15 protein-coding genes are annotated in these 12243 nt (G+C 62.2%); 10 read left to right on the top strand and 5 right to left on the bottom strand.

Annotation, left to right across the window (positions count from 1 at the left end; all coding sequences use genetic code 11):
* Positions 1-114: 114 nt before the first annotated feature.
* Positions 115-492, top strand: coding sequence for a hypothetical protein (locus MAB_RS22795; RefSeq protein WP_005089516.1), 378 nt, complete (start codon positions 115-117; stop codon positions 490-492).
* Positions 493-508: 16 nt separating this feature from the next.
* Here MAB_RS22795 and MAB_RS22790 read toward each other — a convergent pair whose 3' ends face one another.
* Entirely contained in the window at positions 509-1987 is a 1479-nt protein-coding gene (locus MAB_RS22790; RefSeq protein WP_005112447.1) for an MFS transporter, read from the bottom strand.
* 394 nt (positions 1988-2381) lie between these two features.
* Between MAB_RS22790 and MAB_RS22785 the strand changes: the two genes are divergently transcribed.
* Positions 2382-2774 (top strand): WhiB family transcriptional regulator, encoded by a 393-nt coding sequence (locus tag MAB_RS22785; protein WP_005089512.1) that lies wholly within the window; start codon positions 2382-2384, stop codon positions 2772-2774.
* A 21-nt stretch (positions 2775-2795) separates the two neighbouring features.
* On the opposite strand, the gene MAB_RS22780 is transcribed toward MAB_RS22785, so the two are convergent.
* On the bottom strand, positions 2796-4247 hold the full coding sequence (locus tag MAB_RS22780) for a GAF domain-containing sensor histidine kinase (RefSeq protein ID WP_005112445.1): 1452 nt from the start codon (positions 4245-4247) through the stop codon (positions 2796-2798).
* A 154-nt stretch (positions 4248-4401) separates the two neighbouring features.
* On the opposite strand from MAB_RS22780, the gene MAB_RS22775 reads away from it, so the two are divergent.
* Complete coding sequence (locus MAB_RS22775; RefSeq protein ID WP_005079853.1) at positions 4402-5055, top strand: response regulator transcription factor; 654 nt, start codon at positions 4402-4404, stop codon at positions 5053-5055.
* 37 nt (positions 5056-5092) lie between these two features.
* Here MAB_RS22775 and MAB_RS22770 read toward each other — a convergent pair whose 3' ends face one another.
* Positions 5093-5452, bottom strand: coding sequence for a hypothetical protein (locus tag MAB_RS22770; protein WP_005079854.1), 360 nt, complete (start codon positions 5450-5452; stop codon positions 5093-5095).
* Between the two features lie 77 nt (positions 5453-5529).
* Here MAB_RS22770 and MAB_RS22765 point away from each other — a divergent pair, with 77 nt between their 5' ends.
* Positions 5530-6363, top strand: coding sequence for an LLM class F420-dependent oxidoreductase (locus MAB_RS22765; protein WP_005078606.1), 834 nt, complete (start codon positions 5530-5532; stop codon positions 6361-6363).
* Between the two features lie 56 nt (positions 6364-6419).
* Here MAB_RS22765 and MAB_RS22760 read toward each other — a convergent pair whose 3' ends face one another.
* A complete protein-coding gene (locus MAB_RS22760) occupies positions 6420-6644 on the bottom strand; it encodes a hypothetical protein (protein ID WP_005079856.1) in 225 nt (74 codons plus the stop codon).
* Positions 6645-6798: 154 nt separating this feature from the next.
* On the opposite strand from MAB_RS22760, the gene MAB_RS22755 reads away from it, so the two are divergent.
* Entirely contained in the window at positions 6799-7767 is a 969-nt protein-coding gene (locus tag MAB_RS22755; protein WP_005112443.1) for a cytochrome c oxidase assembly protein, read from the top strand.
* Positions 7768-7903: 136 nt separating this feature from the next.
* Here MAB_RS22755 and MAB_RS22750 read toward each other — a convergent pair whose 3' ends face one another.
* Complete coding sequence (locus MAB_RS22750; RefSeq protein WP_005112441.1) at positions 7904-8623, bottom strand: IclR family transcriptional regulator; 720 nt, start codon at positions 8621-8623, stop codon at positions 7904-7906.
* Positions 8624-8823: 200 nt separating this feature from the next.
* On the opposite strand from MAB_RS22750, the gene MAB_RS22745 reads away from it, so the two are divergent.
* From MAB_RS22745 to MAB_RS22725, 5 genes are read left to right on the top strand one after another with little or no spacing between them, the layout of a single operon-like run.
* Positions 8824-9618, top strand: coding sequence for a cyclase family protein (locus MAB_RS22745; protein WP_012296767.1), 795 nt, complete (start codon positions 8824-8826; stop codon positions 9616-9618).
* A gap of 4 nt (positions 9619-9622) precedes the next feature.
* The gene (locus MAB_RS22740) at positions 9623-9979 is read left to right on the top strand and encodes a cupin domain-containing protein (RefSeq protein ID WP_005112436.1); all 357 of its coding nucleotides are present in this window, start codon (positions 9623-9625) and stop codon (positions 9977-9979) included.
* The gene (locus MAB_RS22735; protein WP_005114771.1) at positions 9972-10763 is read left to right on the top strand and encodes an SDR family NAD(P)-dependent oxidoreductase; all 792 of its coding nucleotides are present in this window, start codon (positions 9972-9974) and stop codon (positions 10761-10763) included. The genes MAB_RS22740 and MAB_RS22735 overlap by 8 nt, the downstream gene beginning before the upstream one ends.
* A complete protein-coding gene (locus MAB_RS22730) occupies positions 10760-11689 on the top strand; it encodes a 3-hydroxyacyl-CoA dehydrogenase family protein (RefSeq protein ID WP_005133519.1) in 930 nt (309 codons plus the stop codon). Before MAB_RS22735 ends, MAB_RS22730 begins: the two co-directional genes overlap by 4 nt.
* Before the next feature lie 22 nt (positions 11690-11711).
* On the top strand, positions 11712-12236 hold the full coding sequence (locus tag MAB_RS22725) for a carboxymuconolactone decarboxylase family protein (protein ID WP_005112429.1): 525 nt from the start codon (positions 11712-11714) through the stop codon (positions 12234-12236).
* Positions 12237-12243 lie beyond the last annotated feature (7 nt).

The raw sequence follows: 12243 nt of genomic DNA, 5'->3' as shown, positions 1-12243 counted from the left end.
CCACGTGGATGTTCGCATCGATGCTTCCGTCGCGGGCAGGCCGCACTATGTGGATGGCGCGCCAGGCGCCCGGCTCCGACCGGAGCCGTTGGTGCGGACGAGAGGCAGTCAAAGATGTTGCGAGCGTTTATTTTCGGAGCTGTCGGCGCGTCCTTGGTGATAGTGCCGCCCGCCGCCGCGAACGCCTCGCCGGTGGCGCCGACACCCGGACCCGGCGATCATGTGGGGCAGTTGCTCGGTGGCGGCAATGCGCCGTCCGAAGCGCAGCAGCCGAGAGACGACGCCGGGGGGTGGGTGGAGCATCGCGGAGCCACAGGCGCGCAATGCATGGACCGCGGGGTCGTCTGTGACACGGGAATCTGGTACCCCGACAACCTGCAGCGGCAGGGCAGCCAGGACGAGGGTGGCCGCTCCGAATGGGTTCAGATGCCAGACCAGACTGGTGCCGAATGTGAGAACCCGGGTGTGATCTGCGGCAGCACAGCCTCCTAGCTGCCGAATCCTCGTCTTAGTCCCGTGCCGTGCAGCACTTTCCACGTAGTACGGGCGCTGTTCTCGAGTTGCCGTCGGCGGGCCTGATAACCAGTGCGATCGCGGCGGCAGCCAGACAGCTGGCGGCCGACACCCAAAATGCCGCAGAGTAACCGGCCGCCGCCGCTTGGTCGCTCGACGCGTGGCGGGCAAGAAAGAATGTGGCCGTTGACGCCACCACGCTGCTCAGTAGGGCGGCGCCCAGCGAGCCGCCCACGTGATGCATCACATTGACTGTGGCAGAGGCAATCCCAGACTCCTCCGGGCGTATGCCGGTGGCGGCACCGTGGGTGGAGGCCCCGAAGATGAGGCCCTTGCCGAACCCGCCAATGACAAGTCCGGGCAGTATCGCTGTGTAATAGTTTGCGTGCGAGTCGATATGGCTCAGCATCAGCAGACCGAAGGCCGATGTCACGCCACCGGCAATGAGCACTGTGCGGCCGTCCAGCCGCGGCAATATGAAACTGTTGCCGAGCGTCGAGGCGAACACGACAGTAGCGGAGAAGGGGAGAAAGGCCACCCCTGCCCACAGCGGCGCCAGATGTAGGCACCGTTGCAAGTAGTAGAGAAGTGACAGCACCACGCCGAAAAGTCCGGCGCTGGCGAAGAACATGGCCAGAAACGCCGCGCCGCGCGTGCGGTCGCATACCACACGCAACGGCAACAAAGGATTCTTGCTGCGCTGCTGATGCCTGATGAACACCCCGATCAGCGTCAGCCCGGTGATGAAGGAAAGGATGGCGATGCTCGCGGTCCATCCACGAACCTCTGCGCGGGAGAAGCCGAACACGATGGCGAAAAGCCCAAGGGTGACCGTCAACGAGCCGAAAAGATCGAGTTTGCTACGTTGGCCGACTGGGTATTTCCTGACGAATGCCAACGTGCCGGCCAGTGCGGTCATCGTCATGAGTACGCTGATATACATAACCCAGCGCCAGACGAGTAATTGGGTGAGAACGCCACCCACCAGCAAGCCGGCGGTACTTGCGGCTCCGATCACCGCGCCGAAGATGCCGAATGCATGCCGCTCCGCTGTCGATCCGCGGAAGCTATTGGCCACCAATGACATTGCAGCCGGTGCGAGCAGAGCCCCGAATACGCCCTGAGAGATTCGTGATGCCACCAGCTCGCCAAAGTTTGTGGCAGAGCCGCCCACAAACGATGCGATGGCAAAGCCGCTCAACCCGATGATCATCGCGCTCCGCAACCCCACCATGTCGGCGACTCGACCGCCCAGCAGTAATAGACCGCCCAGGGTCAGCACGTACGCCGTGATCAGCCATTGCCGATCACTGTTGGTGAACCGCAGCGCGGCCTGTGTAGCCGGCAGCGCGGCCGCAACGATGCTGCTGTTGATCACCAGCAGCATCTCGATCAGGCAGGCAACGGAGAGTGCATACCAGCGGCCACGCTCGGCACGAGGTGGTGCCGGCGCGGTTGGCGGGCTAAGAAGCATCGTATGGCCTATCTGTCCTGCGCACGGGATCGCGCGGTGAAGCCTTGTGGTGCCGGGCGGTTCGCCGGCGCAGCCAGAGCTCTACGTTGGGTTGTTCTCGTACAAGCGTCGCGGAGCGTCGCGTTGTTGTCGTCGGGGCTGGTGCCCAGCGCAGTTTCTGGTGGACCTCAGTTGCCGCTAGCGGCAAACCGCCATCGAGACAACCGTTAAGGGCGACGGGATTGCTGCGGGTGCTACCTGATGCGGGGTTGGTGGCTGGCCTCCATACGTCATGGGGCTATTCCGGAGGGCGGAAATGGAAGGTAGCCTCAGTTTTTATTGCATTGCAGGGCAATGTAATTGGGTTTATGAATCGTTAACCATCGGCGGGGGAGTTGTTAACAGGCGCCTGGATATGGTCCGCATCGGTTCCTTGGGAACCGATGGAATAGGACCGAAGGGCGTCGTGATGATGGGTAGAGAACTTGTGCCAGTTGCGGAATGCGAGCTCGTTGCGGCAGGTGCGACCGCCGTCGACAATATGGATGAATGGTGGAGCCGGGCTCGCTGCCGCGGTTTACCGACCGAGATGTTCTTTGTACCCGATGGCGATCGGGGGCGTTCGCGACTTGTCCGTGAGACGCGGGCAAAACGAGTCTGCCAGTCGTGTCCGGTTCTGCGCCAATGCGGCACCTATGCGGTGAGTGTGGGTGAGCGCCATGGAGTGTGGGGCGCGTTGACACCGATGGAGCGCGCCGAGGCTCGTGTGCTGCTTGGAATCGATGAGGTGCTGGCGGCCAGAGCGTGACGAAAACTGCCGCAGCACCGTCTAATCAGACTGATGTAACGGGATGATCGCTGTCATCGTCGTGCCGCGGCCCGATGCGCTGTGAACATCAAGGCGACCGCCGAGGGCCGTGACCCGATCCGTCAGCCCGATCAGCCCGGTGCCCTTGCGTGGCTTGGCTCCCCCGATGCCATCATCACTGATGGTGATGTGGATCTGGTCGTCGGCTTCGTGAGCACGGATGACAACTTCACTGGCCTGTGAGTGTTTAGCGGTATTGGCGAGGGCCTCGGCCACCACGTAATAGGCAGCGATCTCGATGGATTCGCCGTACTTTTGGTCAAGTTCCAGCTCGGTACGCACCGGAATGAGTGAACGCCGGGCCAGGGTGCGTAATGCGGGTGCCAGGCCTTTCGACAAGATGGCGGGATGCAGGCCACGAGAGAACTCCTGGAGCTCTCGCGTGACGGCGGTGAGGTCGGTGTCGAGGTTGTTGAGCTCTTGCGTGAGTTCGGCATCTGTCGCGGGTACGGCGGCTCTGACCATTCCGAGCTTGAGCCTGAGGTACGCCAGCCGCTGTTGTGCTCCGTCATGTAGGTCCCGTTCGAGTCTGCGGCGTGCGGTATCGGAGGCGGAGACGATCCGGGCGCGGGAGGCCGCAAGCTCTTCCCTGGTAGCGGCATTGGCGATAGCGGTCGCCACTAGGTCCGCGAAGTCGCGTACCCCGGCGCGGATGTCCTGGTCGCGCTGCGCGGGAGTATGGCTACCGACGATGAGTGTTCCCCAGTGTTTCGCGTCCACGACAATGGGTGCGCAGACAGCGGGGGTCAGCCGCAGTTCCCGGGCAACGTTGTTGGAGTCCAACAAGGGAAAACGCTTGCCCGCTGGCGGTGTTCGAGATTCCTCCGTGCCGTGACCAGCCACGATGGTTCCTTCGTCCCCAGGCATCAGTTGAACCAGCACCGCGGTGGGTGAGGCGAAACAGCGCGCGGCTTCCTCGACCACCTTCGCGTAGAGCTCGACGGGTGAGACATTGCTTGCGACCAAAGTCGCGGTGCGCCTGAGTGCGGCCTGTTGCTGCGCGATGGCGGCGGCCTCGCGTCGGCGGCGTTCGGCCTCGATGGTGCCGGCGCGGGCGAGTGCGGCCAGTGCGCTGGCCGTCAGCGTCACAGCCAGGAAACTCAGATGCGTGATGAGATTATGACTCTCTGTGGACAGTGGATTCGCCTTGGGCCAGTTGCGAATACAGTCGAAGACGATCGCGCTGGCGATCGACATGGCAAGGGCTAGCCGCAGCCGCCAGATCACCGAGATGACGAGGATGCCGATCAGATAGACCGCGGCCAGATGCTCAGTCGGCGCAATGGTGCGCAGAAAGATGGTGAGCATCGACTCGGCCACCAGCAGCACCACTGCCGCCACGATGCCGAGGCGGGCCGATGGCGGCGTGGATCCGAATAGCTGTGTGCGCCATCCGGAAATGTAATCCGGCATTAGTATTGGCCGCGGCGACGAGGCTTGCGCTGCTTGCTGCATATCTATCGGGCTCTACTCACTGCCTGTGAACCGCCGTGCGGCTCGTTCACCAATCAATAGTATCGGCGGTGAGGCTGATCTCGAGCCTGCGTGGCGGCGGTAACCTGGCGAGATGTCCGCGATACGGGTTCTGGTGGCCGATGACGACACGTTGCTACGGGAGGGCGTGGCGAGTGTTCTGGAAAAGGCCGGCTTCGAGGTGGTAGGTCGCGCGGGGGATGCCACGGCGCTGCTGGAACTGGTTCGAACGGAGAGCCCTAATCTCGTCGTCGTCGATATTCGGATGCCACCGACCCATACCACCGAGGGGCTGGAAGCGGCCCAGAAGATCAGGGGCGAGCATCCCGGCATCGGTGTGCTGGTGCTGTCGGCGCACGTCGAGGTCGAATACGCGGCGGAGTTGATCACCTCGGGCGACGGGGTGGGTTATCTCTTGAAGAGCCGGATTGGGGATGTCGGAGAGTTCGCTGACGCCTGCACGCGTGTTGCCGGTGGCGGTTCGATCGTCGATCCAGAGCTGGTGCGCGAGCTGTTGTCCGCACGGCGCAAGGACGATCCGTTATCGGCCTTGTCCCAGCGTGAGCTCGAAGTGCTGGAGCTGATGGCCCAGGGCCTGTCCAATTCCGGAATCGCTGGGCGGCTGTGGATTACCGAGAGCACCGTCGAAAAACATGTCCACAGCGTCATGCGCAGACTGGACCTGGGACACGCCGACGAGTATCACCGTCGGGTACTCGCGGTACTGGCGTTTCTCACCCATCGGTGAGTCACGTATCAGGCGTGAACCTCGCTGTTGAGTGGTCTTATTCGCCACTGTGTCCATGCATGACCGTGTATCCGCCGATCCCAAAGGGATAGTACGGCGGATATATCGATGGCGGCGGGCCCTCATATATCGGTGTGGCACTGGTGATTTGAACATTACCCGGCGACGAGCAGACGGTATTGGCGTTGGGTACGGTGACGCAGTTCTGTCCACCGCCATTCGCGATGGCGGGCGAAGCGGTGGCGAGTGCGCACACCACCCCGCTGGCCAGTAGTCCGGAAACGAGGTAGCGCCGTTGCATATTCGTCCTTCCCGTCACGCCCCAATCGGGCACAGCATTGATCACCTTCAAGGCTGGACTTCCTGTACCGGAGTTGTCATCCATGCTGGCCGCCATTGATGTCGGGGGCGGTCCACACGACCGGCTGAACTTCCTGGTCGACGCTCCAGGTACGGGGCGCATAGGGTGGTGCAATGCGCTTTGCATTCAAGACATCTCCGCAGAACACCACCTGGGACGACATGCTGGCCATCTGGAAAGTGGCCGACGACATCGAGGTCTTCGAATCCGGCTGGACCTTCGACCACTTCTATCCGATCTTCTCCGATCCCACCGGCCCGTGTCTGGAGGGCTGGGTAACCCTCACAGCGCTCGCACAGGCCACCCAACGGTTGCGTGTCGGAGTGCTGGTGACGGGTATCCATTACCGGCACCCGGCGGTGCTGGCCAACATGGCCTCGGCGCTGGACATCGTTTCCGGTGGGCGTCTGGAACTCGGCATCGGCGCAGGCTGGAACGAGGAGGAGTCCGGCGCCTACGGGATCGAGCTGGGCAGTATCAAGGAGCGTTTCGACCGATTCGAAGAGGCCTGTGAGGTGCTCACCGGACTGCTCAGCCGAGAGACGACGAACTTCGACGGCAAGTTCTATCAGCTCAAGGATGCTCGTAACGAGCCGAAGGGGCCACAGAAGCCACATCCGCCGATCTGCATCGGCGGCAGCGGGGAGAAACGAACATTGCGCATCACCGCCAGGTACGCCCAGCATTGGAACTTCGTGGGCGGGCCGCCCGAAGAATTTGCCCGTAAACGTGAAGTGCTGGCCGCGCACTGCGCGGACATCGGACGTGATCCCAAGGAGATCACCCTGTCGGCTCACATTCGTCTGGGCGCGGATCGCGATTACGCAAGAGTCGTGGACGAAGCGGCCTCCTTGGGTGCCGAGGGCCTTGATCTGGCGATCATCTATCTGCCGCCGCCATATGACCCGGCCGTGCTCGAGCCGCTGGCACAGGCACTTCGCGGTTGACGGCGAGAGGGTATCTAAGCGTGAACGATCGCGTAGATACCCTCTCTGCCAACGATTTAACCGGTCTTGGATTCCAGTGCCGCCAGCGCGGCGGCGACCGCGATGTACTTGTTGGTACCCAGCTCGCGGACGGTCGAGATGTTCAGGGCTTCCTTCAGGGCGGCGTCGTGCTTCTCGGTGAGACCGGCCAGAGCCGACGGGGGCGCATCGAGGACGTCCTTGAGGTCCTTGTTCTCGTAGGCCTTGTCGAGCGCCTTCTCCAGATTCACTGATATGGCCATGATTCCTCCTCTGGTTTGCCCCGCCCGTGGCGCAGGCTAGTGGCTGAAGCTGTGAACCAGAGCCCTTTGGCTATCGGCGATCCAAATTGCAGGTGAACGCCCGGGTTGGGTGCCGCAGTGGCCTGATCATTCAAATATGCGCATAATGCAATCAATGAACGAGGATTCTTCTCGCGGGTTAACCAGCATTCCGGACGAACCGCCGTCCGCCTGGTCCCTGCTGGAATGGAACCCGCCGACCATCCCGGTACTGCCGGTTATCGCGGTTCTGCTGGCCGGTTGGTATGTACTGAGCGTGCTGCGGCTGCGCAGGATGGGGCGAAGCTGGCCGTGGTGGTCGACGGTGTGCTTTCTGTCTGGGTGCGCGATCCTGGGTGCGGTCATGGGGTTGTCGATCGAGCGTTACGGGTTCCGCCTGTTCAGCGCGTTCATGTTTCAGCAACTGACGTTGTCGATCCTGGTGCCACCGCTGCTGGTGCTGGGCTCACCGGGGCGTTTGTTGTTGCGATCGACTCCACATCATGGCTCGGGCAGATGGGTGCTGGCTGCGGCCTTGGCCGGCCTGCGCAGCCGTGCCGGTGCGTTGTTGCTGCACCCGGCGGTCACCATTCCGTTGTTCCTATTCAGCTACTACGGTCTGTATCTATCGCAGCTGTTCGACACCATCGCCGCTACGTGGTTGGGGCACACCACATTAGAAGTCTTTTTCCTGGCCACGGGTCTGCTGTTTGTGATTCCGATCTTGTCCACCGACCCCTTGCCGATCCGGCAGACCAACCTTGGCCGAATGTTCGACATCTTCGTGGAGATGCCACTGCACGTGTTCATCGGTGTTGTCCTGATGATGGCGCCTAGGCCGTTGATCGGGATCTTTGCCAACCCGCCCGCGCAATGGTCCGTTGACCCGGTGCGGGACCAGGCGGTGGCGGGCGCCCTGGCATGGTCGTACGGCGAACCGATAGCGCTGGCCACCACGTTGATCTTCGCCGTCAGGTGGCGGCGCGAGGAGCAGGCGGAGACCGAGGAGCGGGAAGCCGACAATGCCCGACAGGAGGACGAATTGGCTTCGTATAACCGGTTTTTGCGGCAATTACACGGAGATACGACGGATCTGAACCCCTAGAACCTGTGCGGGGTGGCGGGGCCTGGTCCTTGACTGTCCCGTAATACGGGACAATTTCTGTGGGGATGCTGACTGGCGGCCATAGCCTCGGTGCATGCGCCAATGCGAAAGATTGTTACGGAAGTCGGTCGCCGGCTTACGTGGAGTTGGCGCGCTTGGTCAGGGAGTCCAGGGCCGCAACATATTTGGTCTTTCGCTGGGCGAAGCGAGGTGTCGGCGCCACGATGGCCATGGCCTGTGGGATCGCCGCGGGATGCGGCAAGGGAACGGCCACGGAGCTGATCCCGACATCGTGCTCTTCGTGGTCGAATGCCACTCCGGTGCTGCGCACGTCGTCCAGCTCGCGCAACAGGGCAGTGACATCGGTAATGGTGTTCGTGGTGAACACTTCCAGGTCGGCGGGCAGCATATTCCGCACCTGATCCGGTGGAAGCTGCGACAGCAACGCCTTACCGATGGAACTCGCGTGCAGGGCGAATGTCCTGCCGACCACAGTCACCGTTGGGAGGTTCCTGACCGTCGCAATCTGTTCGATGATCACCAGCTCTCCGCCGCTGAGCATTGCCAGATCGATATTTTCGTTGACTTCGCGAGCCACGGTGGCGATGGCTTTGCGCATGGGTGCCACGAACTGCCGGCGGTTGTTCAGCCCCAGCTTGAGCAGGCCGGGGCCCAGTTGGTAGCTCCCGCCGCGACCGCCGGCCATGACGTACTGACTCACGGTGAGTTCTTGGACGATGCGGTGCACCGAGGACTTCGGCAGCCCGGTGGCCTCGGCCAGCTCACGTACGGAGAGTCCCGAATTGGATTCGGCGAGTGCGTCAAGAATCTGTGCCGCGCGAGTCAGAACGGACATGCCGGATCACCTCATTCCCCCGACCACGCCGCCGCTAGACGGCCGTACATCGTTGCGATGCAACAGCATAGCGCGAACTCGCAGCCCGAATTTCGGCAATACAACAGATGAAGGAGTGAATCGAGATGCCCGGTTGGGAAGACGCCGATTGGCGAAATGAAGATCTGTGCAAGTTTACCGAGTCAAATGACAAGAACGCCATGGGGCTTCAGTTCTATGACTTGAGTCATCCGTGGGGTTTGGGGACGCCGTGTTGGCCCTATTTCGAGGACGTCAAGATCGAGCGGCTCCACAACATGGCCAGATCCGGGGTACTGACGCAGAAGATCACCACGGTGATGCATTCCGGAACCCACATCGACGCGCCCGCGCATGTCGTTCCGGGCACGCCGTTCCTCGAAGAGGTGCCGCTGCCCAACTTCTTCGGCACCGGGGTGGTCGTGTCGATCCCGAAAAAGAAGTGGGAAGTCATCACCGCCGAGGACCTGGAAAACGCACGCCCACAGATCCGTGAGGGCGACATCGTCATCGTGAACACGGGCTGGCACCGCTATTACGGAGACAACCGTCACTACTACGCCTACGCTCCTGGCTTCTACAAGGATGCCGGGGAGTGGTTCGTCGAACGCAAGGTGAAGATGGTCGGCTCCGACACCCAGGCTCTCGACCACCCGCTGGGTACCGCGATCGGTCCGCACGGCACCGGTGCTCCGAATGGCCTTATCCCACAAGTCAATCTCGAATATGAGCAGCTGACGGGCCGGAAGGTGATCGAGGACTTCCCGTATTGGGAACCGTGCCACAACGCGATCTTGTCCAACGGCATTTTGGGCTTCGAGAACGTCGGCGGTGACATCGACAAGGTCACCGGCAAGCGCGTCACCTTCGCGGCCTTCCCGTGGCGTTGGAAGAAGGGCGACGGCTGCATCGTGCGGTTGGTCGCCATCACCGACCCGACCGGCGAGTATCGGATCGAAACCGGAACTGCTGGCTGATCCCATGAAGGTCACCAAGTTTGAGGACGCTGTCCTGTATGAGGCGCCCAAGCATTTCGATATGCACGCACTTCGTCTGCAGGGCTCTCCGTCGGCCCGCGCGCGTATCGGCTTGTCTAGGTTCCTGCCTGGTGGTGGGGCTGAAATGGACGTCTCAGATTCGGAAAAGATCTACGTGGTGCTCTCGGGAAGCGTGCGAGTTTCCCTCTCCGGGGGCACCGAAGAGGTACTGAGGATGTTCGACAGCTGTCTCATCGAACCGGGTGAGATGCGCGCGATCGCCAATCTGAGCCATGAGGTGGCAACCATGCTCGTCATCACTTTCGCCACCGGTTCCGAGAGAGAGTCCCACCATGTTTGACGACCCACGAGCGTTGTTCGATATAGCAGGAAAGTCCGCAATCGTCATTGGGGCGACGGGTTCGTTAGGACAGATAGCTAGCCGTGCGCTGGCCGGTGCCGGCGCAAATGTGGCGATATGTGGTTCGCGAGAGGACGCGCTGAGCGACCTCCGCGATGAATTGGCCGCGGCTCCCGGATGTATCGTGCCCATCGCGCGAAGGCCAGATTCCGAATCAGCCAGCGACGCGATCGTCAAGGAGACGATCGAAGCCTTCGGTGGCGTGGACATCCTGGTGGTTGCGTCCGGTGTCAACGAGGTGGCACCCGCGGTGGACATGCAGCCGGCGCGATTTGAGGCGGTGCTGGACGCGAATGTGACGAGTACCTGGTTGGCGGTCCGCTCGGCAGGGCGAGCCATGATCGAACGTGGCCGCGGCGGCAAGATCATCCTGACCTCGTCGGCCCGGGGAAAGCTGGGCCATCCCGCGGGGTACACCGCGTACTGTGCGTCCAAGGCCGCTGTGGACGGACTGGTCCGTTCATTCGGGTGCGAATGGGGCAGGTATGGGATCACCGTGAATGGCTTGGCGCCCACGGTGTTCCGCAGCCCGTTGACAAGCTGGATGTTCACCGATGAGCCTGCTGCTCAAGCTACTAGGGAGAACTTCCTGTCGCGTATCCCGTTGGGGCGTCTCGGTGAACCCGAGGATCTTGCCGGACCCATTCTGTTCCTGAGCGCACCGGCGTCAGATTTCCTCACCGGTCACGTCGTCTACCCGGATGGGGGGTACACAGCCGGATGACAAACGACATCAGGCCGGTTTGCGTCGTCGGCGGAGGACGCATGGGAGCCGGCATCAGCCAAGTATTCGCGTTGGCAGGCTTCACGGTGTTCGTCTACGAGGTAAACGAACAGGTACGAACCTCGGTCGTGGATCGCGTGCGGGAGAGCCTTGCTTGTGCGGAACTGGATGTGGCGGTGGCAGATCGGATCATCATCACGGATGACCTGTCGGCCGCGGTCGCCGACGCCTGCTTCGTGACCGAGGCCGTCGGCGAGAAGCTCGAGCTCAAACGCGAGGTGCTCGCAGGAATTGCCGCGGCGGCACCTCACGATGCCATCTTGGCCTCCAACACTTCGGTGATCCCCATCTCGGAGATCGCGGCGGGCTCGCCCGCAATAGATCGGATTGTGGGCACGCACTGGTGGAATCCCGCCCCGCTCATCCCGCTGGTGGAAGTGGTTCAGGCAACGGGTACGTCAGTCGAGACCGTCTCTCGGACAATGAAGTTACTCGCCGCCATAGGGAAGAAGCCCATGCACGTGCGCAAGGAGGTGCCCGGCTTTGTGGGGAACCGGCTGCAACATGCGCTCTGGCGCGAAGCGATCGCGCTGGTCCAGGAGGGGGTGTGTGACGCGACAACGGTGGACGACGTGGTCAAGAACAGCTTCGGGTTGCGGCTTGCCGTGCTGGGGCCGTTGGAGAACGCAGATCTGGTCGGGCTCGATCTGACCTTGGATATCCACCGGGTGGTGGTACCGGCACTCGATTGTCAAGGCGGCCCCAATCCGGTGCTGGTCGACAAGGTGGCCCGGGGGATGCTCGGGTGCAAAACGGGCGAGGGGTTCCGGCGCTGGAGCCCAGCGGATATCGCGGAGATGAACAACAGGCTCGAGGGTCACCTTGTTCGCCTGCTTCACCCTCGCAATACCGGCCCGGTGGGCTAGAAAGAATAAGGAGGCGCACACCATGGCACGTATCCCACTCGCCGATCCCGCGACCCTGTCGGGATTAGAACAAGCGGTATACCAACGGTTTCCGGCGAATTTGGTATTGGGACTGCTGCGGGCGACACCCGAGATCGCCGACGGCTACTTGGATCTGGGCGGCGCGCTGTCGGCATCGCCACTGGATCGCGGGATTCGGGAGATGGTGATCCTGCGGGTCGGCACACTCAGCGGTAGCGCATACGAACGGATGCAGCACCTCGGCATCGCGCGATCCGTTGGTCTTAGCGACGCGGAGATCGCCGCGGTCGACTCGGGCCGATTCGATGAGCTGGCCCCCAACGAGAGGGCGATCCTGAGTTTTGTCGACGAGCTGGTCGCCTCGCCGAAGGCGACGGTGACCTTCGACGCCGCGTTGCGGGCACTGGGCGAACAGGGGTTGGCCACAGTCATCTTGTTGGTGGGCCATTACATGTTGACCGCCCGGCTACTGGAAACGCTCGAGATTGATCTCGATGCCGGACCGACCAGCTGGGACGGCATCTAACCGGCAA

Origin of the sequence: Mycobacteroides abscessus ATCC 19977 (genome assembly GCF_000069185.1) — a bacterium.
Taxonomy (GTDB): domain Bacteria; phylum Actinomycetota; class Actinomycetes; order Mycobacteriales; family Mycobacteriaceae; genus Mycobacterium; species Mycobacterium abscessus.
The sequence above is the reverse complement of the archived record's forward strand: the minus strand, read 5'-3'. Positions and strand labels throughout refer to the sequence as shown.

Excerpts from the sequence above, each read along its gene's own strand:
- MAB_RS22785 (WP_005089512.1), top strand. The coding sequence starts at position 2,382 with ATGGTCCGCATCGGTTCCTTGGGAACCGATGGAATAGGACCGAAGGGC.
- MAB_RS22765 (WP_005078606.1), top strand. The coding sequence starts at position 5,530 with ATGCGCTTTGCATTCAAGACATCTCCGCAGAACACCACCTGGGACGAC.
- MAB_RS22795 (WP_005089516.1), top strand. The coding sequence starts at position 115 with ATGTTGCGAGCGTTTATTTTCGGAGCTGTCGGCGCGTCCTTGGTGATA.
- MAB_RS22775 (WP_005079853.1), top strand. The coding sequence starts at position 4,402 with ATGTCCGCGATACGGGTTCTGGTGGCCGATGACGACACGTTGCTACGG.
- MAB_RS22755 (WP_005112443.1), top strand. The coding sequence starts at position 6,799 with ATGAACGAGGATTCTTCTCGCGGGTTAACCAGCATTCCGGACGAACCG.
- MAB_RS22725 (WP_005112429.1), top strand. The coding sequence starts at position 11,712 with ATGGCACGTATCCCACTCGCCGATCCCGCGACCCTGTCGGGATTAGAA.
- MAB_RS22730 (WP_005133519.1), top strand. The coding sequence starts at position 10,760 with ATGACAAACGACATCAGGCCGGTTTGCGTCGTCGGCGGAGGACGCATG.
- MAB_RS22770 (WP_005079854.1), bottom strand. The coding sequence starts at position 5,452 with ATGGCGGCCAGCATGGATGACAACTCCGGTACAGGAAGTCCAGCCTTG.
- MAB_RS22735 (WP_005114771.1), top strand. The coding sequence starts at position 9,972 with ATGTTTGACGACCCACGAGCGTTGTTCGATATAGCAGGAAAGTCCGCA.
- MAB_RS22790 (WP_005112447.1), bottom strand. The coding sequence starts at position 1,987 with ATGCTTCTTAGCCCGCCAACCGCGCCGGCACCACCTCGTGCCGAGCGT.
- MAB_RS22750 (WP_005112441.1), bottom strand. The coding sequence starts at position 8,623 with ATGTCCGTTCTGACTCGCGCGGCACAGATTCTTGACGCACTCGCCGAA.
- MAB_RS22760 (WP_005079856.1), bottom strand. The coding sequence starts at position 6,644 with ATGGCCATATCAGTGAATCTGGAGAAGGCGCTCGACAAGGCCTACGAG.
- MAB_RS22780 (WP_005112445.1), bottom strand. The coding sequence starts at position 4,247 with ATGCCGGATTACATTTCCGGATGGCGCACACAGCTATTCGGATCCACG.
- MAB_RS22745 (WP_012296767.1), top strand. The coding sequence starts at position 8,824 with ATGGGGCTTCAGTTCTATGACTTGAGTCATCCGTGGGGTTTGGGGACG.
- MAB_RS22740 (WP_005112436.1), top strand. The coding sequence starts at position 9,623 with ATGAAGGTCACCAAGTTTGAGGACGCTGTCCTGTATGAGGCGCCCAAG.